Below are 22722 nucleotides of genomic sequence, written 5' to 3'. Positions count from 1 at the left end.
GGCCGGGCCGCCCCTGACGGGGCGCCCGGCCGGTCCGGTGCGGGGAGGGCTACTCCTCGAAGTTCTCCAGGGCCTCCAGGGCGGCCTGGGCGATCTCCTCGTCGATGTCGCCGGAGGGCGCGCCGCCCACGCCGATGCCCGCGATCGGGGTCTCGCCCGACAGGACCGGGACGCCGCCCGCGAGGAACAGGGTGCCCGGCAGGTCCGCGATGGTGGGCCCGTCCCCGGTGGCGTTCTCGGCCAGGGCGCCGGTGGGCTGCCCCATGGCCGCGGAGGTGTAGGCCTTCTGCTCCGCCGACTCCTGGGTCTGCGGGCCGGCGTTGTCGGTCTTGAGGACCAGGCGGGTGGCGCCCGAGCGGTCGACGATCGCGATGGTGACCTGCTGGCCCTGGTCCTGGGCCTCGGCCAGGCCCGCCTCTGCGGCGGCGACCAGGGCGTCGGCGCTCAGGACGTCGCGCTGGGCGACGGCCTGCGGGGCGACCGCCGCGGCGGCGGTGCTCGGCCCGCCCGGGGTGTCGGCGGGCAGCAGGGTGGTGGCGGCGACGCCGCCGACCACGGCCAGGCCCAGCCCGGCGCCGGCGATGGTGGAGATGAGGTGGTTGCGCTTCATGGTGCGACTCCGTTCGTGGATGTCCGTTCCGACGTCCTCCACTCTCGCCGTGACGCGCCCTCCCGGCGTCGGGCTCCCGGACGAACCGGCGGATGCGAAGGGACGACGCGCCGTGTCATCCGATCGGATGACGGCGGCCGGGGCGCGCGGGGGCACCATGGGAGGGATATGGGGACACGAACGCGCGACGACGGCCTGGGCGGACCGCTGCTCAACGCGGTGATGCACGTCGGCTTCCTGGTACTGCTGGCCGCGTCCGCCGTGCGGCTGCTCATCCGGCACGAACTCGACGAGGGGACCGTGGCCGCCCTGGAGCTGGCCGCCGTGGTCGGCCTGCTGTACTCCGCGGGCGTGCTGCTGTGGAACCGGGCGCCCCGGCCGGTGCTCTTCGGCTGGCTGGCCGGGGTGATCGTGTGCTGGGTCGCGCTGGTGTGGGCCGCCCCGTCGTTCGGGTTCGCCGGGATCCCCCTGCTGTTCGTCGCGCTGCGGCTGCTGCCGGTGGCGGCGGTGGTCGCGGTCGCCGCGGTGCTGACCGCCGCCACCGCGGCGGCCTGGGGCGTGCTGACCGGGTTCGGCGACCCGATGGCGTTCGTGGTGCCGCCCGCGCTGGCGGCGATGGTGGTCGGCACCGTGGTGGAGCTGCGCCGGGAGGGCGACCGCCGCAAGCGGGTCATCGCCGACCTGCTGCGCGCCCGGGACGCCCTGGCCGAGTCCCACCGCCGCACCGGGGTGCTGGAGGAGCGGGAGCGGCTGGCGCGGGAGATCCACGACACCGTGGCCCAGGGCCTGTCCAGCACCGGGATGCTGCTGCGCGCCGCCGACCTGTCGTGGGAGTCGGACCCGGAGCGGTCCCGCCACCTGGTGCGCCGGGCCGCCGAGGGGGTGCACGAGAACCTGGCGGAGGCGCGGGCCTTCGTGCAGGGCGGCGCGCCCGCCCCGCTGAGCCGGGGCACGCTGCGCCGGGCGCTGGCGGACCTGTGCCGGTCGCTGTCCGAGGAGACCGGGATCGAGGCCGCCCTGACCTGCGACGGCGAGCTGGACGGCCTGCCGGGCGAGGTGGAGGCCGCGCTGCTGCGGGTCGCCCAGGGGGCTCTGGCCAACGTGCGCGAGCATTCGGGGGCGGACCGGGCGGCGGTGTCCCTGGCCCGGATCGGCGACCGGGTCACCCTGGACGTGCGCGACGACGGGCGCGGATTCGACCCCGGCGCCCCGGGGCCGGGCGGCGGGCGCGGGTTCGGCCTGGAGGCGGTGCGCGCCCGGGTGGCCGGGCTGGGCGGCGAGGTGACCGTGGAGAGCGCGCCCGGCGAGGGCACCGGGCTGTCGGTCTCGATCCCCGTACGGGAGGACGCGTGAAACTGTTCCTGGTGGACGACCACCCGATCGTGCGGGCGGGGCTGGCCGCCCTGTTCGAGGGCGAGGAGGACATCGAGATCGTCGGCGAGGCCGCCGACGGGACCGACGCGGTGCGCCTGATCGGGCTGCGCTCGCCCAACGTGGTGCTGATGGACCTGCGCCTGGAGGGCGGCCTGGACGGCGTGGCCGTGACCGAGCGGGTGCTGGCGCTGCCCGCCCCTCCGCGGGTGCTGGTACTCACCACCTACGAGAACGACGGGGACATCATGCGGGCGCTGGACGCGGGCGCCTCCGGGTACCTGCTCAAGGACAGCCCGCCGGAGCGGCTCTTCGAGGCGGTGCGGGCGGCGGCCCGCGGGGAGACGGTGCTGTCGCCGCACGTGGCGGCCCGGCTGGTGCGGCGGGTGCGCGACCCGCGGCCCGCGGTGACCCCGCGCGAACTGGAGATCCTGCGCCTGCTGGCGAAGGGGGCGGGCAACCGGGAGATCGCCCGGACCCTGTTCGTCACCGAGGCGACGGTCAAGACCCACCTTCAGCGCATCTACGCCAAGCTCGGCGTGGAGACCCGCACCGCGGCGGTGCGCGCGGCGGTCGACCTCTCGCTCATCTCCTGGGACTGACGCCTCCCGGGACCGGGTGTCCGCGAACGGGTGCCCGGAAAGCGGAACCGGGCGGCCCCGAGGGGGCCGCCCGGTCGTCGCGGGTTGAGGTCGCGTATCCCGACCCCGAACTCCTGGGGACTAGAAGTCCATGCCGCCCATGCCGCCGGTCGGGTCGGCCGCGGGGGCCGCCTTCTCCGGCTTCTCGGCGATGACGGCCTCGGTGGTCAGGAACAGACCGGCGATGGAGGCCGCGTTCTGCAGAGCGGAACGGGTGACCTTGGTCGGGTCGATGACGCCGTCCTTGAACAGGTCGGTGTACTCACCGGTGGCGGCGTTGAGGCCGAACCCGGGCTCCAGGTTGCGGACCTTGTCCGCCACAACGCCGCCCTCGAGGCCGGCGTTCACGGCGATCTGCTTCAGCGGCTCGGCGATGGCGCGGCGGACGATGTCGGCACCGATGGCCTCGTCGCCCTCCAGCTCCAGCTTCTCGAACGCCGGGACGCTGGCCTGCAGCAGCGCCACACCACCGCCGGGGAGGATGCCCTCCTCGACCGCGGCCTTGGCGTTGCGGACGGCGTCCTCGATGCGGTGCTTGCGCTCCTTGAGCTCCACCTCGGTGGCGGCACCGGCCTTGATGACCGCGACGCCGCCGGCCAGGCGGGCGAGGCGCTCCTGGAGCTTCTCGCGGTCGTAGTCGGAGTCGGTGCGCTCGATCTCGTTGCGGATCTCGTTGACGCGACCGGCGATGGCGGTGGCGTCGCCGGCACCGTCGACGATGGTGGTCTCGTCCTTGGTGACGACGATCTTGCGGGCGCGGCCGAGCATGTCGAGCTCGGTGTTCTCCAGCTTGAGGCCGACCTCCTCGGTGATGACCTGGCCGCCGGTCAGCACGGCGATGTCGCCGAGCTGGGCCTTGCGGCGGTCACCGAAGCCCGGGGCCTTGACGGCGACGGACTTGAAGGTGCCGCGGATCTTGTTGACGACCAGGGTCTGCAGCGCGCCCTGCTCGACGTCCTCCGCGATGACGACCAGCGGACGGCCGGCCTGGAGCACCTTCTCCACGATGGGGAGGAACTCGTTGTTGTTGGAGATCTTCTGGTTCGCGATGAGGATGTACGGGTCCTCCAGGACCGTCTCCATGCGCTCCAGGTCGGTGGCGAAGTAGGGCGAAATGTAGCCCTTGTCGAAGCGCATGCCCTCGGCGAGCTCCAGCTCGAGCCCGAAGGTCTGCCCCTCCTCGACGGTGATGACGCCTTCCTTGCCGACCTTGTCCATCGCCTCGGCGATGGTCTCGCCGATCTGGGTGTCGCCGGCGGAGATGGAGGCGGTGGAGGCGATCTGCTCCTTGGTCTCGATCTCCTTGGAGAGGTTGCCCAGCTCCTCGCTGATGCGGGAGACGGCGGCCTCGATGCCCCGCTTGAGACTGATCGGGTTGGCGCCGGCGGCGACGTTGCGCAGGCCCTCGCGCACGAGCGCCTGGGCCAGGACGGTGGCGGTGGTGGTGCCGTCACCCGCGACGTCGTCGGTCTTCTTGGCGACCTCCTTGACCAGCTCGGCCCCGATCTTCTCCCACGGGTCCTCGAGCTCGATCTCCTTGGCGATGGAGACACCATCGTTGGTGATGGTGGGGGCGCCCCACTTCTTCTCCAGGACGACGTTGCGGCCCTTGGGGCCGAGCGTCACCTTGACGGCGTCCGCAAGCTGGTTCATGCCGCGCTCGAGGCCGCGACGGGCCTCCTCGTCGAACGCGATCAGTTTGGCTGCCATTGAGTTCTTGTCCTCCCGTGACCGGGCTGATACGCGGTGGGACGAGGCGTGCGCCCGCGACGGACGACCGCGGATCCGCCGGCGACCCTGTTGCCGGCGGCCGCGGTCTCGCAGCCTCGATCCGGTTTAGCACTCAGCCGGGGCGAGTGCTAACCAGATCCCTTTTTAGCACTCGGCATGGGAGAGTGCAAACGATGCGGTCACGATTCCACCACCTCTTCGACACGCGTTCACCTGCGCAAACCCCCCATGTGACAGGTTTTTCCGCTCGCGGCGGACGAGACCGGCCGAGCATGGGCGGGGGTCAGGCGGAGATCCGGCGCATCGCCCGCGACCCCAGTCCCAGGACCAGCAGGGTGGTCGCCAGGGCCACCGCCCAGCCGATGCCCACGGCCGCGTTCCACTCGCCCGCGAACAGCGCCCGCTCCGCGTCCACCACGTAGGCGACGGGGTTGGCCCGGGACAGCGCGTACAGCCAGTCCGGGGCCAGGTCCATCGGCAGCAGCACGCCCGACAGCAGCATCAGCGGCATCACGGCGGTCTGCACGATGGGCGCGAACACGTAGGTCTGCCGGACCTTGAGGGCGACCAGGTACGACAGCGACGACAGGCCGACGCCCAGCACGATGAGCAGCAGCAGGCCGGCGGCGAAGCCGGCCACCGGGACGCGGAACCCGAATGGCACGACCAGGACGACGATGAGCGCCATCTGCAGCGCCATGACGGCCACGTCGCGCAGCACCCGTCCCAGCAGCAGGGCCACCCGGGAGGCCGGGGTCGCCATCAGCCGCTCGTGCGCCCCCGAGGAGATCTCCGGCAGCAGCCCGAACCCGGCGAAGCCCGCGGTGAACAGGGCGAGCATGACCAGCAGCCCCGGCACGAACCACTGCCAGGGGTTCTCGCCCTGGGCCCCGGCCAGCCCGGTGAGCAGCGGCGCGAACAGCACCAGGTACAGGACCGGCTGGAGCATGCCGAACAGCAGGAAGGCCGGCCGGTGCAGCAGCGGGCGGAACTGGCGGACGAACATCAGCCAGGTGTCCCTGGGCAGGGACGAGCGCCGCGCGGCGGCGGTGCTGGGCGTGTCGGCGGCGGTGTCGGCCGTCGTGGTCTCGGTGGTCACGGGTTCTCCTCCCGCAGGCTGCGGCCGGTGAGGGTCAGGAAGACGTCGTCGAGGGTGGGGCGCTGCACCCGCACGGTGGTCAGGGCGATCCCGGAGCCGTCCAGGGAGCGCAGCAGCTCGGGCAGGACGGCGTCGCCGCGCTCGATCCGCAGCCGCACCCCGGTCTCGCGGCCGGGGACGACCTCGACCTCCCGGGCGGTGGGCAGCTTCTCCGCTATCGCGGCGCCGGCGGCCGCGGCCTCCGCGTCGGCGACGGTGAAGGTGACGAGGTCGCCGGAGACCCCGCCCTTGAGCTCGTCGGCGGTGCCGTCGGCGATGACCCGCCCGTGGTCGATGACCAGGACCCGCTCGGCCGCCTCGTCGGCCTCGTCGAGGTAGTGGGTGGTCAGGACGATGGTGGTGCCGAACTCCGCCCGCAGGCGGGCGATGTGGTCCCACAGGTTGGCGCGGCTGTGCGGGTCCAGGCCGGTGGACGGCTCGTCGAGGAACAGCAGCGGCGGCCGGTGGATGAGCCCCATCGCGATGTCGAGGCGGCGCCGCTGCCCGCCGGACAGCTTGGTGACCTCGCGGTCCGCGGCCCCCGACAGTTCGAGCATGTCGAGCAGCTCGGCGGTGCGCGCCCCGGCCGTCGCCCGGTCCAGCCCGTAGAGCAGGCCCTGGGTGTAGAGCTCCTCCCCGGCGCGCTGGTCCTCGCCCGCGCCGTGCCCCTGGCCGACGAACCCGATGCGGCGCCGCACCTCGGCCGGCTCGGCGCGCACGTCGCGCCCGGCGACCACGGCGGTGCCGGAGGTGGGTTCGAGCAGGGTGGTGAGCATGCGCAGGGTGGTGGACTTGCCCGCGCCGTTGGGGCCGAGCAGGGCGACGAGTTCGCCTGCGGCGACGTCGATGTCGATGCCCCGGACCGCCTCGACGGTCTCCCTGCCGACGCGGAAGTGCTTGGTGAGATCCCGGGTACGGATCATCCGCGACTCCTTATTCAAAGTTGAATATGGAGAGTCTGCCCCACCCCCCGCCCATATTCAAGTTTTAATACGAGGGTGCGCGGGCACCGGCCCCGCTCCGCGCGCCTACCCGCGCGGGGCCCCCGCGGGCGGCAGGCCGAAGGCCTGCGGTCCGTCGTCGGCCATGGTGTAGCGCCCCTCCTCCAGCTCGCGGATGAGCCTTCGGGTCCACTCGACGGCCGCCCCCACGGTCAGCTCCCACAGGGTGAAGAGCGGGCGCACGTGCTCGGGCTTGTTCCACTCCTCGGTGCTCAGCCGGCCGATCTCCAGCGCCTGGGCGCTGCTCTTCTCCAGGTCGGCGATCCGGCTCCGGAGCAGTTCGACCACCTCGGCCCGCGGCAGCGCCGTCATCAGGGTGACCCCGGCGCACAGCAGCGCGTGGTCGTCGCCCGCGTGGGAGAGCGCCTTGCGCAGCAGCCGGTGGAACTCGGCCTCGCCCTCCCCGGTGATCTCGTAGGAGACGCGCTCCACCACATCGTCGCCCTCGGCCTCGACCTCCCGCAGCCTGCCCTCGGCGGTGAGCTTGCGCAGCGCGTGGTAGATGGACCCCCACTTGACGTTGGCCCACTCCGAGGCGCCCCAGTCCATCAGCTCGCGGCCGACCCGATACCCGTGGGCGCGCCCCGAGATGCGCACCACACCCAGCACCAACAACCGCGTCGCCGACATCGCCGCCTCATCCGGAGCTCCCCGGGGACCGCCCCCGGTGGGACTCCAGGTTACGGCCCGTGTCCGCGCGCGCCCGGCCGCCGCCGGGGGCCGGGTGTCGGGCGCGCGGCACCCGGCCCGGCCGCCGTCACAGGGCCTGGAAGTAGCGGGAGACCGGCAGCTCGGTCAGGCCCGCCTTCTCGTAGGTGCGCCGGGCCGGGGCGTGCCCCTCGTCCCCGCCGGTCTCGACGACGGCCATGCCCATGCCCTGGCCGCGGATCCAGTCCACCGCGTGCCGGGTGAGCGCCTCCCCCACCCCGGCCCGCTGGTGGTCGGGGTGCACGGCCAGCAGGGTGACCTCGCCGGTGTCGTCCTTGGGCCGGATCACCACGGCGTAGAACCCGGCGACCGCGCCGTCCCGGACGGCCACCCGCACGGCGGTGTCCGCGTCGTCGAGCGCGCCGCCGACCTCCGTCCGCTGGCTCTCCCGCCAATCCGGGATCATCCGGTCGTAGATGCGCCCGCCCAGCACCCGCCGCAGCGACGCGTGCACCGGCTCCCAGGCCCGCAGCGACAGCTCCAGCACCGCGTCGCGGTCGCCGTCCCGGAAATCCCTGATCTCGATACCCATACCGGAACCGTACTCAGCCGCTCCGCGCCCGGACAAAGGCTTTACCGCCCCCCGCGGCGGGCCCGGGGCGGAGGCGGGACGGCCGCGGCGGCGCGGGGACGAGGGCGGCCCCGCGTCCATTGGACGCGGGGCCGGGGAGCCGCCGGCCTCGTGGGCCGGCGGGGTTCGGGGGGTCGTGCGGTACGGGGCCGTCAGCAGCCGCCCGCGACCGCCGGGATGATCGAGACCTGCGCGCCTTCGGCGACCTCGGTCTGCAGCCCCTGGGCGAAGCGCACGTCCTCGTCGCCGACGTACACGTTCACGAAGCGCCGCACCTTCCCGTTCTCGTCGAGGATGCGGGCCCGGATGCCCGGGTGGTTGGCCTCCAGGTCGTCGAGGATCTCGGCGAGGGTACCGCCCTGCGCGGTGACCTCCGCGGCGTCGTCGGTGTAGGTGCGCAGGATGGTGGGCACGCGAACGCTGGCGCTCATGGCGTCCTTCTTCCGTGGTGGTGGTCGTGGAGGGAGTGGGCCCCGGGGCGTGGCGCCGCCCCGGGGAGTGGGGGGTCAGGCCAGTCCGGCCTCGGCGAACGCCTTCAGGGACGGCTTGACGGTGGCCGTCACCCCGGCGCTCACGGCGTTCAGGGTCTTGAGCCCGTCGCCGGTGTTGAGGACGACGGTCTCGGCCCCGGGGTCGAGCCGCCCCTCGCGGACCAGCTTGCGCAGCACGCCGGTGGTGACGCCGCCCGCGGTCTCGGCGAAGATCCCCTCGGTCCGGGCCAGCAGCGAGATCGCCTCGACGACCTCGTCGTCCCCCACGTGCTCCACCGAGCCGCCGGTGCGGCGGGCGATGTCGAGCACGTAGGGGCCGTCCGCCGGGTTGCCGATGGCCAGCGACTTGGCGATGGTGTCGGGCTTGACCGGCTGGATGACGTCCAGGCCCTTGTCCCACGCCTGCGCCACCGGGGAGCAGCCGGTGGCCTGCGCGCCGAAGACCTTGTACGGCCGGTCCTCGACCAGCCCCAGCTTGATCAGCTCCTGGAAGCCCTTGTCGATCTTGGTGAGCTGGGAGCCGGAGGCGATCGGGATGACGATCTGCTCGGGCAGCCGCCAGCCGAGCTGCTCGGCGATCTCGTAGGCCAGCGTCTTGGAGCCCTCGCCGTAGTAGGGGCGCAGGTTGACGTTGACGAAGCCCCAGCCCTCGCCCGCCGGGTCCCCGATGAGCTCGGAGCAGAACCGGTTGACGTCGTCGTAGTTGCCGTCGATGGCCACGACCCGGCCGCCGTAGACCGCGGCCATGACGACCTTGGCCTCCTCCAGCCCGGCGGGGATGAACACGCAGGACTGGAACCCCGCGCGGGCCGCCGCGGCGCCGACGGCGCCCGCCAGGTTGCCGGTGGAGGAGCAGGACAGCGTGGTGAACCCGAAGTTGCGGGCCGCCTCGACGGCGATGGCCACCACCCGGTCCTTGAAGGAGTGGGTGGGGTTGCCGGAGTCGTCCTTGATGTGCAGGGAGGCCAGGCCCAGTTCGGCGGCGAGGCGGTCGGCCTTGACCAGGGGGGTGAGGCCGGGGTTCATGTTGGGCAGCTCGGCCACGTTCTCCGGGACCGGGAGCAGGTGCCGGTAGCGCCAGATGTTGGCGGGGCCGCTCTCGATGTCGGCCCGGGTGACGGCGCCGAAGTCGTAGGCCACTTCCAGCGGGCCGAAGCAGAACTCGCAGGCGAACCGGGGGGTGAGGTCGTAGCGCTCACCGCATTCGCGACAGGACAGCGCGGCGGCGGGGCCGAAGGCGCGGACGGAGGTGGGTTCGGTGGCGGCAATCGCCATGGCGAGGCGTCTCCCCTCATCTTCCCTGGCGGACACCTTGTCCCCAGGCCGGAGTTGGCACCTGTCCCGGCCGCCTCGCGTGTCCGCGAGCGATGTACGCCGAGATGGTTGCCGGGGCTTCGCAGGGCCGGTCCCTCCACCCCTCTGGATGAGCAATATGAAGTTGTCGTGGTGTGGCCGCCGGCTCCTCCCGGAACCGGCAAGGTCACTGTAACGGACGTGTCGGCCGGTTTTCCACGGGGCGTGATCCGGGTAACACGAACCGACTCACATGGTGAGACGGCACAGGTCGGGGCCGGTCGCGCGCGTGGGCCCTGTTTCCACTGCGTGACATCGTGCGCCCGTGACCTGGGGCGGGTTTGGGGCGTACGTCGACCGGCGAGACCTAGGGTGCGCCCTCCGCCCTCCGTCCCTTCCGCACCGGGTCGGCACCGGCCACGGGGGCCGTTTCCGTATCCTGCGCTCGACCGGATCCCGCGCACCCGAGAGGACGAGACCACGTGGACAAGGCACAGATCCTCATCGCCTCCAACCGAGGACCGGTGTCCTTCTCGATCAACGAGGACGGCTCCCTGGAACACCGCCGCGGCGGCGGCGGCCTGGTCTCCGGCATGATCTCGGTGGCCACCGAGATCGACAGCATCTGGGTGTGCGCCGCCCTGTCCGAGGGGGACCGGCGGGCCGCGGCCGAGGCCCCGGGGGCCCGGCTGGACCGCGACCACGACCTGGGCGGCATGCGCGTGCACATGCTGGACATCCCCGAGGAGACCTTCCAGGGGGCCTACACCGGGGTCGCGAACTCGACGCTGTGGTTCCTCCAGCACATGATGTACGACACCCCGAACAAGCCGTCCTTCGGCTCGGGGTTCCGGCGGCGGTGGGAGGACTACACCGCCTACAACAACGCCTTCGCCGAGGCTCTGGTGGCGGGTGCCGCGGACAACGCCCGGGTGGCGGTGCAGGACTACCACCTGGCGCTGGTGCCGCGCATCCTGCGGGCCCGCCGCCCCGACCTGCGCATCGCGCACTTCTCGCACACCCCGTGGGCCCCGCCGGAGTACTTCCGGATGCTGCCCGACGACATCGCCCGGGAGCTGCTGTCGGGGATGCTCGGCGCCGACCGGCTGGGCTTCCTCAGCCCGCGCTGGGCCGACGCCTTCCTGCGCTGCTGCGCGGAGATCCTGCGCGCGGACGTGGACTTCCGCAACCGGACCGTGGAGTACGGCGGACGGGTGGTCGGGGTGGGCGTGCACGCGCTGGGCGCCGACGAGGAGGGGCTGCGCGAGAGCGCCGCCGACCCGCTGGTGGCGGTCCGCCGGGAGACCCTGGAGGAGCTGGTCGGGGACACCAGGCTCATCGTCCGGGTGGACCGGACCGAGCTGTCCAAGAACATCGTGCGGGGCCTGGAGGCGTACCGCGAACTGCTGCTCGCGCACCCCGAATGGCGCGGGCGGGTGACCCACCTGGCGTTCGCCTACCCGAGCCGCGGCGACGTGCCCGAGTACCGCGAGTACACCGACACGGTGCTGCGGGTGGCCAAGGAGATCAACGAGGAGTTCGCGACGGCCGACTGGACGCCGCTGGTCCTGGAGGTCAACGACGACTACCCGCGTTCGCTGGCCTCGTTCCAGCTGGCCGACGTGCTGCTGGTGAACCCCATCCGGGACGGCATGAACCTGGTCGCCAAGGAGGGCCCGGTGCTGTCGGAGCGGGACTCGGTGCTGGTGCTGTCTCGGGAGGCGGGAGCCGCCGACGAGCTGGGCGGGGACGCCCTGACCGTCAACCCCTACGACACCGTGGAGACGGCGGAGGCGCTGCACCGGGCGCTGTCGATGCCCGCGGCCGAGCGGCGGGCCCGGCGGGAGCGCCTGGCGGAGGCGGCGGTGGCGCTGCCGCCGCGCCGGTGGTTCCAGGACCAGCTGCGCTCCCTGGGCTGATCCCGTCCCCGGGCCCGGGTCCTCCCCCCGGCGGAACCCCGCCGCCGGGGGAGCCGGCTCCCCCGCGCGGGGGAGGGACGCGGCCGCGCCGTGCGCGATGCTGGGCCCATGGACACCCGGACCCCGCACCCCTCCACCGCCCGGCCACCGCGCCACACCGCCCGTTGGGCGGTGGCCGCGGCGCTGTGGTCCCTGCTCTACGTCGCTTCCAAGGTCCAGTACGCCCTGGCCGACCGGCTGGGGGTGACCGGCGGCCCCGCGGTCCCGGCCGACTCCTACACCGGGTTCGGCCCCGGCGGGGTGGCCGCCGCCCAGTGGGCCAACACCGGGGTCGGACTGGCCGTGGCCCTGCTCTTCCTCCTGGCGGCCCTGCCCGTCGCCCGCCGGGTGCCCCGGTGGCTGTCCCTGCCGCCGCTGGGGGCGGTGGCGCTCATGGCGCTGGCGGGAGCGGTCGGCATGGTCTACCGGGACCTGGCCGAGGGGTCCGGCGGTACCGTCTTCGGCCTGTACTGCCTGGTGTGGGCGGTCCTGTCCGCGAAGGTCCTGGTGGGCCTGGCCCGGGCCCGCGGCTGAGCGGCCCCGGTCAGTCCTCGGGCAGCGGCGCCCCGGCCTCCGCGAGGATCTCGCGCACCACCGCGCTCTTGGCGTCGGCGTAGTCCTGGATCCTCTCCCAGGTGCGCTCGGCCAGCTCCCGCTTGACCCTGACGTAGCGTTCGCGGGCGCCGGGGTTCGCGATGAGGTGGTCGCGGAACCGGCGCATCCGCTCGATCTCCTCGCAGCCCTCGCTGAAGACGTGCAGGTTGAGGTTGACGTCGGGGCCCTTGAACACGCGGTGCTCGTACCAGTCGGGTTCGCGGATGACCAGCGTGTACCCCGCCCTGGCGAGGTCGGGGAGGTAGGAGTCCTCGTCCGCGGAGTCCGCGACGACCAGCAGCAGGTCGACGCAGGCCTTGGCGGGCAGGCCGGGGACAGCGGTGGAGCCCACGTGCTCGAAGAGCAGGACGCGGTCGCCGAGGATGCCGCGCACCCGGTCGGCCTCACGCTCGAACAGGTAGGGCCACTTGGGGTCGTAGTCCAGGATGTGGACCCGACCGTTGATGAGGTTGCGGTGCTGGGGGGCCGGATCGATCCGCGTTTCCCCGCGGGAGGGCAACGGTGATGCTTCGAGGGGAGACATTCCACAAAGATTTCTCCGTTGACCCGCCCGCGTCAAGAGCATCCGGCGTCGCTTACATATGCACGTGTATTCGTAACACCACCAGGGGACAAATCGCCACGGAGAGCAACACGGCAGATACACATGGAGAGAATTCGTGCTCCTTTTTCTTCGGATTCTCCCTTTTGCGCGTATCTTTCCTTCCGAAACCCCTCACTCCGGCGAAGAGACCACCAGGACCAGGGATCCGACCAGCTCGGGCAGTGCGCGCAGCCGTCCGTGCCGCCGGTCCCAGGTGCCGTCGGCGAGGTCGCGGGACAGGTGTTCGACGAAACGCCGCTCGACCTCCTCCCCCACGAAACTCCAGGCCGAGCAGGACAGCCGCGCCCCCTCGTCCAGCAGCCGCTCCGGGCGGCCGTAGTACGCCTCGTTGAATCCGTCGGAGCAGTCCAGGGGAATGGGCACGGGAATGGTCCGCACGTTCCCGCCCAGCCCTTCCGCCAGGGACTTCGGGGACGGGTAGCGGCGGGCCTCGGTGTCCAGGACCTCGGGCGCGTACTCGTACAGCCAGAAGTCGCGCACCAGGCCGGGGTCGCAGGTGAGGACCGCGACCGGTCCGGCGGTCACCCGCCGCAGCTCGGCCAGGCCCGCGGGGAGGTCGCCCCACTGGTGGACGCTGAAGGTCGTCATCGCGGCGTCGAACGCGCCGTCGGCGAACGGCAGGTCCTCGGCGACCGCGTCCACCGCCGCGGGCAGGTGGGCCGGCCGCGCCGCGCGCATCGACGCCGAGGGCTCCACGGGGGTCACCTCGCGGTCGGCGGGCTCGTAGGAGCCCGCCCCGGCGCCGACGTTGAGGACGGTCCGGGCGCCGCCCAGGGCCTCGTGCACGATCCGCGCGATCCGGGGCTCGGGGACGCGGTGGTCGGTGTAGGAACGGGAGATCACGGCGTAGTCGGCGTCGCCGGCGCTGCCGTCGGACATGCGTGGCACGGTCCCTCCAGGGGTCGCGGGAATCCGGCCCCCCTGTATAGCCCGCCGCGGTCCCGCCCGCCACCGCTCCCCCGGCGCGGCCGCGCCCGCCCGGTGCCGGACGGCTCCCGCCGCCCGGGCGCGGTCAGCCCTTGCGGCGGCGGCCGCCCTTCTTCCGGCGGGAGGCGGGCGGAGCCTCGGCGGCGCGCTGCTCGGCGATCTCCGCCTCCTCCAGGGCGCGTTCGGCCTTGACCCCGTAGGGGTCGGCGGAGGAGCGGCGCACCCACACCACGACCAGCGCCACACCCAGCACCAGGACCAGGCCGACCAGCGCGAACCACACCCACACCGGCACCGCGGGACCCTCGTCGGCCCGGTCGGCCAGCTCCTCGTCGAAGAGCGGGACGTCCTGGGCGGTCCCGGAGGCCAGCGCCTCGGCACCGGTCAGGTGCAGGCTCGGCAGCCCGTCCGGCCCCTGCTGTCCGCCCTCCACCAGGGCCTCGCGGATCTGCTCGGGGCGCAGCTGCGGGTGGGCCGAGCGCAGCAGCGCGGCGGCCCCGGCGGCCATCGCCGCCGCGTACTCGGTGCCGGTGACCTGGACCTGTCCCATGTCGGGCCCGGCCGTCTCCAGGTCGGCGCCGGGCGCGACCAGCTCGATCGCCCCGGCGTCGGGCGATCCGGGGATCAGCTCGGCGTTCTCGTCCATCCCGCCGACGGCCAGCACGTTGGGGTCGGCCGGGTTGTCGGCCGGGCCGACCACCAGGACCCCGGCGGCGACGGCGTCGCGGGTGGCCCCGGTGAGGTCGGTCCCGTCGGGGATCTCGGGCAACAGGACGACCTGCGCCCCGGCGTCGACCGCGTGGCGCACCGCGCCGGCCAGCCGGTCCCCGGTGGGGAGGACCAGCAGCCCGGCGTCGGGGGCCACGCCCAGCACGCCGCCGTCGGCGTCCATCCCGTGCCCGTGGCCCGCCACCAGGGCGGCCGCGGCGGTGCCCGTATCGGCGTCGCCGTCGTTGCCGCCGAACTCCTCGTCGACGGTCAGGTTGTCGACCAGGTCCGGGTGGTCGGCGTGGACGGAGGCCCCGGGCAGGGCCACGGTGATGCCCTGACCCTGTGTTTCCGGCCACAATTCCTGGGCGTTGATCGACTGGAGTCCCCATTGTTCGGGGCGGAAATCGGGGACCCCGTCGGCCGCCGCGGGGGCGGCGGCCAGACCGAGGACGACGGTCGCGGCGATGGCGACGATCCCGGTGTGTTCCCTGTGACGGCTGATGCCCCCGAGCACGACAGGCTCCCTAATGTTGCTCCCCTGTACCACCGTAATTCTGTCATGAGCACAGGTTTCCGGCGTGGACAAGTGGCCGCGGGGGTAGGAAAGGTAACTGTATCCCCGCTGCCAGTCCTGGGTTTTCCGCTCCGCATCCGGCATGTCGAGTCGCTAGCATGAGTCGGGCCGATCCGGACAAACCAATTTCCCGCCCAGGGGGTGTCCCATGCCGAATATCGGTCGGACCGAAGACGGTCAGTCGGCACTGGCCGAACGCGATCAGCGCATCCTGGCCTTCGAGCGCCAGTGGTGGAAGTTCGAGGGCTCCAAGGAGCAGGCGATCCGCGACGAGTTCGGGTTCTCCGCCACGCGGTACTACCAGTTGCTGAACGGGCTGGTCGACCGCCCCGAGGCGCTGGCCTTCGACCCCATGACGGTCAAGCGGCTGCGCCGGGTGCGCGCCGACCGCCAGCGCCAACGCAACGCGCGGCGGCTGGGCATCCGACTCTGAGGCCCCTTTTCGGTCGCTCTCTGCCCGAAGAACCACGGACGCGACCGCAGGTCCGAAACCAGACAACAAGGCGGGTGCGCACCCTCAGGTGCGCACCCGCCTCTCTCATCCCACACGAATCCCCATCGTGCACCGGCACCGGTGAACGGCGGCCGAACACGGCACGGACATCGGACGCCGGTTCCGCGACGTCCTCGGACTCCCCCTGTCCGCCCCGGGTAGGTTGGAGGCGCCGCCCGTCCGGAAAGGTCCGCCATGCAACCGCCCGAACCGAGCACGGCCGAGGGGCGCACCGCGCTCGACGCCCTGCTGACCGACCCCGCCAAGGCCCTGGTCGCCTTCGACTTCGACGGGACCCTGGCCCCCATCGTCGACGACCCGCGCACCTCCGCCCCCCAGCCGGGGATCGTGGAACTGCTCGCGGAGCTGGCCGGGCGGCTGGGCACGGTCGCGGTCGTCACCGGGCGCCCGGCCGCCACCGCCGTCGGCCTGGGCGGGCTGGACCGCGTCCCGGGCATCATCGTGCTGGGCCACTACGGCGCCGAACGCTGGGCGGACGGCCGCGTACTGGCCGCCGACCCGCCGCCGGGGGTGTCCCTGGTCCGCGCCGAACTGCCCGGCCTGATCGACTCCCTCCAGGCGCCCGAGGGCACCTGGATCGAGGACAAGGGCCGCTCGCTGGCGGTGCACACCCGCCGCACCGCCGAACCGGACGCCGCGCTGGCACTGCTCGCCCCGCACCTGTCCGCGCTGGCGGAGCGGGCCGGGCTCCGGGTGGAGCCCGGCCGCATGGTCATCGAGCTGCGCCCTCCGGGCGTGGACAAGGGCGCGGCCCTGTCCGCGCTGGTGGCGGAGCGGGCCGCCGGGTCCGTCCTGTACGCGGGCGACGACCTGGGCGACCTGCCCGCCTTCGACGCCGTGGCGCGGCTGCGCGCGGACGGGCTCCCCGGGCTGACCGTGTGCGCGGCCTCCAGCGAGGCCGCCAGGGTCGTCGAGGCCGCCGACCTGGTGGTGCCGGGCCCGGCCGGACTGGCGGAGTTCCTCGGGTCGCTCGCCCGGGCCCTGGCCCGGCCCTGAGGCGGGGCCGCACCGCGCACCGGACGACCGCCCCGCCCTACGGGGTGGAGTCGTGCGCCTGCGGCGACACCGCCGACCGGGCCGCCGAGCGCAGGTCCGCCAGGCCCGTGCGGGCGCGGCCGTAGTAGACCGCGTTGGTCAGCACCCCCACGTACCTGCTGGTCTCGGGGTGCATGAACAGGCTCGTCCCGGTGAACCCGTTGTGGTAGACCACCCCCTCCGGGGTCACCAGCCACCCCAGCCCGCGCCACAGCCGCTGCCCGGCGTCCACGTGGGGCCGCCAGCTCTCCCGCACGAACGAGGAGGGCACCGGCCCGTCCCCGCCCTCGTGGATGCGCAGCAGCTCCCGGGCGAAAGCGCCCAGGTCGATGGCGGTCGTGAACGCGCCCGCGTGACCGGCCACCCCGCCCATCAGCGCCGCCGCCTCGTCGTGCACCACGCCCCAGGCGGGGGCGGCGCCGGGCAGCCGGCGCTCGGTGGGCGCCACCCCGGGCGAGCGCGCCAGCGGTCCGAACGCCGTGGACCGCATGCCCAGCTCGTCCCACAGGTCCGCGGCCAGCCGGTCCAGCCCCGTCCCGTACAGCCGCTCCAGCACCAGGCCGAGCAGGATGAACCCCCGGTCGATGTACCGGTACCCGGGCTCCTCCAGCGGATCGGCCAGGATCGCCTCGGCCAGGTCCTGGTCGGTGCCCACGTACCTCTCCAGCCAGGTCACCTGGTTGAGGCGGCTGGTGTGGGTGAGGATCTGCCGGGTGGTGACGGCCGCTCCGGGCAGCCCGTCCGCGGGGAGGTATTCGGACATCGGGGCGTCCAGATCCAGCATCCCCTCGACGACCGCCTGGCCGACCAGCGGCCACGTCGCCATCACCTTCGTCAGGCTCGCGACGTCGTAGGCGACGTCGGGGGCGGTGTCGTTGTCCTCGTCGATCCGGCCGACCGCGACGAACTCCCACATGCCCCCGGTGCCGATGACGGCGGCGCCGCCGGGCAGCCAGCCCGCGTCCACCATCACCTTCAGGACACCGCGTATCCGCGCCCCCGTCTCGGTGAGCCAGTCTCCGTCACGCACCACACGCCTCCCCCCGATGTTCTCCACTCACCCCCGCGGATACCCCGTTATCTGCTCGTTGTCACACCGTTCCGGACTCCGCACAGGACGAAACCCTCGCAGGTCAGGGCCGTAATCAGGGCCTTGCTCCCGGGCGGAGTAGTCTGGCGCCCACGACCCCGAGGAGGACGATTGAGCAGCAAGACCCCCGTTCCCGCCGGTTTCCGCGGTGTCGCCGGGAACATCGGGATCAAGGACCCCAACGACGACTTCTTCGCGGTGGTGTCCGAGGTGCCCGCGCACGTGTCGGCCGTTTTCACACGGTCCCGGTTCGCGGGGCCCAGCGTGGTGCTCAGCCGTCGCGCGGCGGCCGACGGGCGGGCGCGGGGCGTCACGGTGATCGCCCGCAACGCCAACGTGGCCACCGGGGGCGTGGGCGAGGAGAACGCGCGCGAGCTCCAGGAGCGGGTGGCGGCGGCGGCCGGGGTGCCGGCCGACGAGATCCTGGTGGCGTCCACCGGCGTGATCGGCCGCCCGTACCCGATGGAGAAGGTCCGCGCCCACCTGGACGGGCTGCCCGAGGAGTTCCCGCCCGCCGACCTGGACCGGGCGGCGGCGGCGATGATGACCACCGACACCCACCCCAAGATCGCCTCGGCGCGGGTGGGGAACGCGACCCTGACCGGCATCGCCAAGGGCGTGGGCATGATCGAGCCGGACATGGCGACGATGCTGGCGTGGTTCTTCACCGACGCCGAGATCGAGCGGCCGGTGCTGGACGAGGTGTTCCGCCGGGTGGTGGACCGCACCTTCAACGCCCTGAGCATCGACAGCGACACCTCCACCAGCGACTCCGCGGCGCTGTTCGCCAACGGCCTGGCGGGGCCGGTGGACCTCGCCGACTTCGAGGCGGCGCTGTTCGAGGTGGCCCTGCGGCTGGTCCGGATGATCGCCTCCGACGGCGAGGGGGCGAGCAAGCTGCTGGAGGTGCGGGTGACCGGGGCCCGCGACGACGCGCAGGCCAAGCGGGTCGCCAAGGCGGTCGTCAACTCGCCCCTGGTCAAGACGGCCGTGCACGGCGCCGACCCCAACTGGGGCCGGGTGGCGATGGCCGTCGGCAAGTGCTCGGACGAGACCGACATCCTGCCGGAGAACACCCGCATCCTCTTCGGCGACGTGGAGACCTACCCCGCGGAGTCGACCGACGAGGTGCTGGCGCGGGCGGCCGAGCACATGAAGGGCGACGAGGTGGTGATCTCGGTGGACCTGGGGATCGCCGGGGGCGCGTTCACCGCCTACGGCTGCGACCTGACGGAGGGGTACATCCGCATCAACGCGGACTACACCACCTGATCCGGCCCGGAAGGGGAGGGGCGGGGCCGTGCGGCCCCGCCCCTCCCCCTTTTCGTGGGCGCTCCCCCGCCCGGCGCGATCACACGTGGACGACGGGGGCCTCCTGGTCGTCCTCCATCCGCCCGGCGCGCATGAACAGCGACAGGACCGCACCGGCCATGAGGAGTCCGGACGCGATGAGGAAGGCCAGCTGGAGCCCGTCCAGGAAGGCCAGGTTGCTGGCGCGGGTGACCGCCTCGGCGACGTCCGCGGCGGCCCCCTCGGGGACCACCGCCCCGCCCTGGGCGACGGTGCTCTGGACGGCGGCGAGCCCGGCCGCCGAGGGGACGTCCTGCCCGGCCGCCGCGAGGTGCCCGGGCAGGGTGGCCAGGATCGTCCCGGACATGACCGCGCCCAGGACGGCCGTGCCCAGCGAGCCGCCCAGCTGCATGGCGGCCTGCTGGAGCGCCGAGGCCACCCCGGCCAGCCGCACGGGCGCGTTGCCGATGATCGCTGCGGTCGCACCGGTCATGACCAGGCTCAGGCCCGCGCCCAGCAGCAGGAAGGCGGCGGAGGTGTACAGGACGCCGGTGTCGGCGTCCATGCCCGAGAGCAGGAACATGCCGACCGATCCGGACAGCAGGCCCGCCGTGGTGGGCGGCTTCGCGCCGACCCGGTCCAGCAGGCGTCCCGCCAGCGGCGAAGTGACGGCCATGGTGGCGGTCATCGCGATGAGCTGCATCCCGGTCTGCGCGGGGGTCAGACCGCGCACGCCCTGGAGGTAGAAGGTCACGAAGAACAGTGATCCCATGAGGCTCACGGCCATCACGACGGTGAGCACGACGCCGATGGACACCGACCGGTCGGCGAACAGGGACAGCGGCAGCAGCGGCTGTTCGGGGCGGCGCTCCCACAGCACGAAGGCCAGGCCCAGGAGCAGGGCGGCACCGAGCGAGACCAGGGTCACCGGGTGCGTCCAGCCCACCACCGGCGCCTCGACCAGCGCCCACACCAGGGCGAACACGGCGACGCTGACCAGGACGATGCCGGGGAGGTCCAGGCGGCCGCCGGCGTCGGTGGGGCGGTTGGCGGCGAGCAGCCACAGGCCCAGGCCCAGCGCGACCGCGCCGACCGGGACGTTGATGTAGAAGACCGCCTCCCAGCCGAACGAGCCCACCAGCAGGCCGCCGACGATCGGCCCGGCGGCGGTGGAGGCGCCGATGAGGCTGCCGAACACGCCGAAGGCCCGGCCGAGCCTGCTGGGCGGGAACACCGAGCGCAGCAGGCCCATGGCGGAGGGCAGCAGCAGCGCGCCGAAAACGCCTTGTGCGATGCGGAAGGCCACCAGCATGATGACGCCGGAGGACAGCGCGATCGCCACCGACGAGGCGACGAACCCGACCACGCCCACCAGGTAGACGCGGCGGTGGCCGAACCTGTCGGCGAGCTTGCCCGCCGTGATGAGGAAGACGGCCAGGCCCAAGAGGTAGCCGTGGGTGACCCATTGGAGTTCGGCCAGGGAGGCGCCCAGCGAGGCGCCGATGGCGGGGTTGGCGACCGCCACGATCGTGCCGTCCAGCGCCACCATCATCACGCCGAACGCGATGGCGACCAGCGTCGCCCAGGGGCTGCGCGTCCAGGCGGACGCCGGCCGGTCGGGCGGCGCGGCGGTCGCGGGCGGTGTGGTCTGCGCGGTCATGTGATCCCCCTGAACGGTCTTCCGGATGCCCCGGGCCACTGTGCTCCGAGATTATGACAGCCACTGCCACTTGTCAGCCACTGACTTTTTACAGTGACTGACACCACATGGGCGCAGAGGTATCCTCCAGGGAAGGGCCTCCGGGGGGACACCGGAGGGAAACCGTGGCGACACCATGGGGACAGGAGGCGCGTCCATGAGCACGACGAGCCCCGACGCCGTCGGGGAGGTCACCGGGGACTGCCGCCCGGGGCTGCGCGAGGCCAAGAAGGCGCGCACGCGCAGAGCGCTCATCGAGACGGGGCTGCGCCTGTTCCACGAGCAGGGCTACGGGAACACCACCACCGAGGAGATCGCCGCCAGGGCCGGCGTCTCCCAGCGCACGTTCTTCCGGTACTTCCCCACCAAGGAGGACGTGGTCCTGGAGGCGATGGAGAGCGTCGACGACGTCCTCGTCGAGCACCTGCTGGCCCGCCCCGCCGAAGAGGCGCCCTTCGAGGCGCTGCGCAACGCCATGCGCGACCACTGGGAGACGCTGAGCCGGACGGCGATGCACCACTTCAAGGGCGGCGCGGCCGAGATCATCGCGGAGAGCCCCGAGCTGGTGCGCACCGGCATGACCTACTGCCGGCGCCGCCAGTCCCGGCTCGCGGAGGCGATCGCGCTGCGCACCGGCGCCGCGCCCGGCGACCTCCGGCCCGAGCTGGTGTCGGCGGTCTTCTTCGCCGCGCTCTCCAACGGGCACGAGGAGTGGGAGAGGACGGGGGCCGCCGGGCTCTCCGGCCTGCTGGACTGCTTCATGCGCCAGCTGGAGCTGGTCCCCGAGGCGATCGGCTCCGGCTGGGGCACCCCGGCCGCGGGCTGAGGCGTCAGACGGTGCCGCGCTCCCCCGCGGGCAGGTAGCGCTCGAAGGGGAACTCCGGGCCCGTCTCGGCGATGCCGTTCCCGCCGGTGAAGAGCGAGATCACCTTGCTCGCCAGCAGCTCCGCGCGCAGGGCCGTGCGCATCACCCGCAGGCCGCTCGACCCGCCGGAGGGCGCCGCCCCGTCGACGGTGTCCTCGCCCATCCGCTGGGCGTGCTCCACGTGCGGGCGCATGGCGGCCTCGTAGGCGAAGAACCCCGCCCGGTGGTCGCCGTCGACCCGGGCGAGCTCGCCGGCCAGCGACATGGCGCCCTTGAGGGCCAGCACCGTGTCCATGCCGGACATGGGGTCGGAGCAGAAGGCGGCGTTGCCGAGCAGCACCACCCGGCCGCGGCTCCAGGTGTCCAGCCGGACCTGCCGGGTCGGGGCGATCTGCACGTCGGCGCGGGACATCTCGTCGAGGATGCGCGGGATCTCCCCGCCGTCGCCGGCGAAGGCCCGGGCCAGGTCCTCGGGGGTCTCCCGCCCGGCGTCGCGCTCGCCGTACGGCCTGCGGCGGAGCAGGACGGCCTCCAGGGCGTCCTCGCCGGGGATGTCGGTGAGCATGGCGCCGCGGCCGGGCTTGACCAGGACGGTGGACAGGGCGTGCTGGCCGGTGAAGTCGGGGACGGTGAACACCGCGACGGTGACGCCGAGATCGTGGATGTGGTCGGCGGCCGTCCCCTCGAAGGCGAGGTCGCGCACGGTCGAGTGCAGGCCGTCCGCGCCGACGACCAGGTCGAACCGGCGGGGCGGGCCGTTCTCGAACTCCACGTCGACGCCGTCGGGCGTCTCCCGCAGGGCGGTGACGGAGTCCCCGAACAGGAACTCGGCGTCGGAGCCGGTCAGGTCCCGGAGTTCGCGCAGCAGGGGGTCGCGGCGGACCACCAGGGAGTGCTCGGCCGGGGGCGCGGGGCAGCGGACGGGGTCGCCGTCCTCTCCGAAGCGGAACTCGACGGCGGGTGGGGGGCCGACCTCGCCGGCGAGGCGGTCGAGCAGGCCCATGCGTTCGAGGACGCCGATGCCGCCGAAGCCGATCTCCAGGCGGGACAGCCGGGAGGAGAGCCGGGGTTCCCGGTCCACGACGGTGGGGGCGAAGCCGTGCCGGGCGGCCCAGTGGGCGAAGGCGGAACCGGCCACGCCTGCGCCGACGACGAGAACGGTCCTGTTCCGGGTGGGCACGCATTACCTCCTGGTGTGTGGGCGCCGGTGCGGCGGGCGGGACACGGGCCCGGCAAGGGGACCCTACCCGTCCGCGGTCCCCGTCTCTCCTGTTCGGACGCCGTC

Annotated in this window: 22 protein-coding genes and 1 riboswitch; of the genes, 8 read left to right on the top strand and 14 right to left on the bottom strand. The window is 73.2% G+C overall.

Annotation, left to right across the window (positions count from 1 at the left end):
• Positions 1 to 49 precede the first annotated feature (49 nt).
• Positions 50 to 610 carry a heme-binding protein gene (locus K1J57_RS13010; RefSeq protein WP_220564691.1) on the bottom strand — a complete coding sequence of 187 codons (561 nt, stop codon included), beginning with the start codon at positions 608 to 610 and terminating at the stop codon, positions 50 to 52.
• A 168-nt stretch (positions 611 to 778) separates the two neighbouring features.
• Between K1J57_RS13010 and K1J57_RS13005 the strand changes: the two genes are divergently transcribed.
• Both K1J57_RS13005 and K1J57_RS13000 read left to right on the top strand, forming a co-directional pair.
• Positions 779 to 1963, top strand: coding sequence for a sensor histidine kinase (locus K1J57_RS13005; protein WP_255647024.1), 1185 nt, complete (start codon positions 779 to 781; stop codon positions 1961 to 1963).
• The gene (locus tag K1J57_RS13000; RefSeq protein WP_220564690.1) at positions 1960 to 2583 is read left to right on the top strand and encodes a response regulator transcription factor; all 624 of its coding nucleotides are present in this window, start codon (positions 1960 to 1962) and stop codon (positions 2581 to 2583) included. The genes K1J57_RS13005 and K1J57_RS13000 overlap by 4 nt, the downstream gene beginning before the upstream one ends.
• A gap of 120 nt (positions 2584 to 2703) precedes the next feature.
• Here K1J57_RS13000 and groL read toward each other — a convergent pair whose 3' ends face one another.
• The 7 genes from groL to thrC form a co-directional block, all read right to left on the bottom strand.
• The gene (groL, locus tag K1J57_RS12995; protein ID WP_220564689.1) at positions 2704 to 4332 is read right to left on the bottom strand and encodes a chaperonin GroEL; all 1629 of its coding nucleotides are present in this window, start codon (positions 4330 to 4332) and stop codon (positions 2704 to 2706) included.
• Positions 4333 to 4636: 304 nt separating this feature from the next.
• On the bottom strand, positions 4637 to 5452 hold the full coding sequence (locus K1J57_RS12990; RefSeq protein WP_255647023.1) for an ABC transporter permease: 816 nt from the start codon (positions 5450 to 5452) through the stop codon (positions 4637 to 4639).
• The gene (locus K1J57_RS12985) at positions 5449 to 6414 is read right to left on the bottom strand and encodes an ATP-binding cassette domain-containing protein (protein ID WP_220564688.1); all 966 of its coding nucleotides are present in this window, start codon (positions 6412 to 6414) and stop codon (positions 5449 to 5451) included. The genes K1J57_RS12990 and K1J57_RS12985 overlap by 4 nt, the downstream gene beginning before the upstream one ends.
• A 105-nt stretch (positions 6415 to 6519) precedes the next feature.
• A complete protein-coding gene (locus K1J57_RS12980; protein ID WP_220564687.1) occupies positions 6520 to 7122 on the bottom strand; it encodes a PadR family transcriptional regulator in 603 nt (200 codons plus the stop codon).
• 127 nt (positions 7123 to 7249) lie between these two features.
• Positions 7250 to 7732: a GNAT family N-acetyltransferase gene (locus K1J57_RS12975; RefSeq protein WP_220564686.1), complete on the bottom strand. Its 483-nt coding sequence runs from the start codon at positions 7730 to 7732 to the stop codon at positions 7250 to 7252.
• Between the two features lie 191 nt (positions 7733 to 7923).
• Positions 7924 to 8202: a ubiquitin-like small modifier protein 1 gene (locus K1J57_RS12970; RefSeq protein WP_220564685.1), complete on the bottom strand. Its 279-nt coding sequence runs from the start codon at positions 8200 to 8202 to the stop codon at positions 7924 to 7926.
• A gap of 75 nt (positions 8203 to 8277) precedes the next feature.
• Entirely contained in the window at positions 8278 to 9537 is a 1260-nt protein-coding gene (gene thrC, locus K1J57_RS12965) for a threonine synthase (protein WP_220564684.1), read from the bottom strand.
• A 13-nt stretch (positions 9538 to 9550) separates the two neighbouring features.
• Positions 9551 to 9692: riboswitch (SAM riboswitch) on the bottom strand.
• A gap of 345 nt (positions 9693 to 10037) precedes the next feature.
• Here thrC and K1J57_RS12960 point away from each other — a divergent pair.
• Together K1J57_RS12960 and K1J57_RS12955 are read left to right on the top strand one after the other, a co-directional pair.
• Positions 10038 to 11474 (top strand): trehalose-6-phosphate synthase, encoded by a 1437-nt coding sequence (locus K1J57_RS12960; protein ID WP_220564683.1) that lies wholly within the window; start codon positions 10038 to 10040, stop codon positions 11472 to 11474.
• Positions 11475 to 11582: 108 nt separating this feature from the next.
• A complete protein-coding gene (locus K1J57_RS12955) occupies positions 11583 to 12047 on the top strand; it encodes a hypothetical protein (protein ID WP_220564682.1) in 465 nt (154 codons plus the stop codon).
• A 10-nt stretch (positions 12048 to 12057) separates the two neighbouring features.
• Here K1J57_RS12955 and K1J57_RS12950 read toward each other — a convergent pair whose 3' ends face one another.
• From K1J57_RS12950 to K1J57_RS12940, 3 genes are all read right to left on the bottom strand, one after another.
• The gene (locus K1J57_RS12950) at positions 12058 to 12651 is read right to left on the bottom strand and encodes a GrpB family protein (protein WP_220564681.1); all 594 of its coding nucleotides are present in this window, start codon (positions 12649 to 12651) and stop codon (positions 12058 to 12060) included.
• 192 nt (positions 12652 to 12843) lie between these two features.
• On the bottom strand, positions 12844 to 13620 hold the full coding sequence (locus K1J57_RS12945) for a class I SAM-dependent methyltransferase (RefSeq protein ID WP_220564680.1): 777 nt from the start codon (positions 13618 to 13620) through the stop codon (positions 12844 to 12846).
• 124 nt (positions 13621 to 13744) lie between these two features.
• Positions 13745 to 14884 carry a S8 family serine peptidase gene (locus K1J57_RS12940; RefSeq protein ID WP_255647021.1) on the bottom strand — a complete coding sequence of 380 codons (1140 nt, stop codon included), beginning with the start codon at positions 14882 to 14884 and terminating at the stop codon, positions 13745 to 13747.
• A gap of 208 nt (positions 14885 to 15092) precedes the next feature.
• On the opposite strand from K1J57_RS12940, the gene K1J57_RS12935 reads away from it, so the two are divergent.
• A complete protein-coding gene (locus K1J57_RS12935; RefSeq protein ID WP_220564678.1) occupies positions 15093 to 15377 on the top strand; it encodes a DUF3263 domain-containing protein in 285 nt (94 codons plus the stop codon).
• A 255-nt stretch (positions 15378 to 15632) separates the two neighbouring features.
• Positions 15633 to 16454, top strand: a complete 822-nt coding sequence (gene otsB, locus K1J57_RS12930) for a trehalose-phosphatase (protein WP_220564677.1) — start codon at positions 15633 to 15635, stop codon at positions 16452 to 16454.
• 37 nt (positions 16455 to 16491) lie between these two features.
• Here the strand turns inward: otsB and K1J57_RS12925 are convergent, their stop codons facing one another.
• Positions 16492 to 17523, bottom strand: coding sequence for a serine hydrolase (locus K1J57_RS12925; RefSeq protein ID WP_220564676.1), 1032 nt, complete (start codon positions 17521 to 17523; stop codon positions 16492 to 16494).
• A gap of 171 nt (positions 17524 to 17694) precedes the next feature.
• Here K1J57_RS12925 and argJ point away from each other — a divergent pair, with 171 nt between their 5' ends.
• On the top strand, positions 17695 to 18855 hold the full coding sequence (gene argJ / locus K1J57_RS12920; RefSeq protein WP_220564675.1) for a bifunctional glutamate N-acetyltransferase/amino-acid acetyltransferase ArgJ: 1161 nt from the start codon (positions 17695 to 17697) through the stop codon (positions 18853 to 18855).
• A gap of 79 nt (positions 18856 to 18934) precedes the next feature.
• On the opposite strand, the gene K1J57_RS12915 is transcribed toward argJ, so the two are convergent.
• Positions 18935 to 20533: an MFS transporter gene (locus tag K1J57_RS12915; RefSeq protein WP_220564674.1), complete on the bottom strand. Its 1599-nt coding sequence runs from the start codon at positions 20531 to 20533 to the stop codon at positions 18935 to 18937.
• Positions 20534 to 20729: 196 nt separating this feature from the next.
• On the opposite strand from K1J57_RS12915, the gene K1J57_RS12910 reads away from it, so the two are divergent.
• Positions 20730 to 21398 carry a TetR family transcriptional regulator gene (locus tag K1J57_RS12910; RefSeq protein WP_220564673.1) on the top strand — a complete coding sequence of 223 codons (669 nt, stop codon included), beginning with the start codon at positions 20730 to 20732 and terminating at the stop codon, positions 21396 to 21398.
• A gap of 4 nt (positions 21399 to 21402) precedes the next feature.
• Here the strand turns inward: K1J57_RS12910 and K1J57_RS12905 are convergent, their stop codons facing one another.
• The gene (locus K1J57_RS12905; protein WP_220564672.1) at positions 21403 to 22617 is read right to left on the bottom strand and encodes an FAD-dependent monooxygenase; all 1215 of its coding nucleotides are present in this window, start codon (positions 22615 to 22617) and stop codon (positions 21403 to 21405) included.
• Positions 22618 to 22722: the final 105 nt, after the last annotated feature.

The sequence above is a fragment of the Nocardiopsis sp. MT53 genome, assembly GCF_019598965.1.
Taxonomy (GTDB): domain Bacteria; phylum Actinomycetota; class Actinomycetes; order Streptosporangiales; family Streptosporangiaceae; genus Nocardiopsis; species Nocardiopsis changdeensis.
Note: the sequence above shows the minus strand (reverse complement) of the source record. Positions and strands in the feature narration are given on the sequence as shown.

What these genes read in the sequence shown, in the direction of transcription:
- K1J57_RS12975 (WP_220564686.1), bottom strand. Translation starts at nt 7,732, where the DNA reads ATGGGTATCGAGATCAGGGATTTCCGGGACGGCGACCGCGACGCGGTG.
- K1J57_RS12910 (WP_220564673.1), top strand. Translation starts at nt 20,730, where the DNA reads ATGAGCACGACGAGCCCCGACGCCGTCGGGGAGGTCACCGGGGACTGC.
- K1J57_RS12935 (WP_220564678.1), top strand. Translation starts at nt 15,093, where the DNA reads ATGCCGAATATCGGTCGGACCGAAGACGGTCAGTCGGCACTGGCCGAA.
- K1J57_RS13005 (WP_255647024.1), top strand. Translation starts at nt 779, where the DNA reads ATGGGGACACGAACGCGCGACGACGGCCTGGGCGGACCGCTGCTCAAC.
- K1J57_RS12985 (WP_220564688.1), bottom strand. Translation starts at nt 6,414, where the DNA reads ATGATCCGTACCCGGGATCTCACCAAGCACTTCCGCGTCGGCAGGGAG.
- groL (WP_220564689.1), bottom strand. Translation starts at nt 4,332, where the DNA reads ATGGCAGCCAAACTGATCGCGTTCGACGAGGAGGCCCGTCGCGGCCTC.
- K1J57_RS12955 (WP_220564682.1), top strand. Translation starts at nt 11,583, where the DNA reads ATGGACACCCGGACCCCGCACCCCTCCACCGCCCGGCCACCGCGCCAC.
- otsB (WP_220564677.1), top strand. Translation starts at nt 15,633, where the DNA reads ATGCAACCGCCCGAACCGAGCACGGCCGAGGGGCGCACCGCGCTCGAC.
- K1J57_RS12970 (WP_220564685.1), bottom strand. Translation starts at nt 8,202, where the DNA reads ATGAGCGCCAGCGTTCGCGTGCCCACCATCCTGCGCACCTACACCGAC.
- K1J57_RS12915 (WP_220564674.1), bottom strand. Translation starts at nt 20,533, where the DNA reads ATGACCGCGCAGACCACACCGCCCGCGACCGCCGCGCCGCCCGACCGG.
- K1J57_RS12980 (WP_220564687.1), bottom strand. Translation starts at nt 7,122, where the DNA reads ATGTCGGCGACGCGGTTGTTGGTGCTGGGTGTGGTGCGCATCTCGGGG.
- K1J57_RS13010 (WP_220564691.1), bottom strand. Translation starts at nt 610, where the DNA reads ATGAAGCGCAACCACCTCATCTCCACCATCGCCGGCGCCGGGCTGGGC.
- thrC (WP_220564684.1), bottom strand. Translation starts at nt 9,537, where the DNA reads ATGGCGATTGCCGCCACCGAACCCACCTCCGTCCGCGCCTTCGGCCCC.
- K1J57_RS12950 (WP_220564681.1), bottom strand. Translation starts at nt 12,651, where the DNA reads ATGTCTCCCCTCGAAGCATCACCGTTGCCCTCCCGCGGGGAAACGCGG.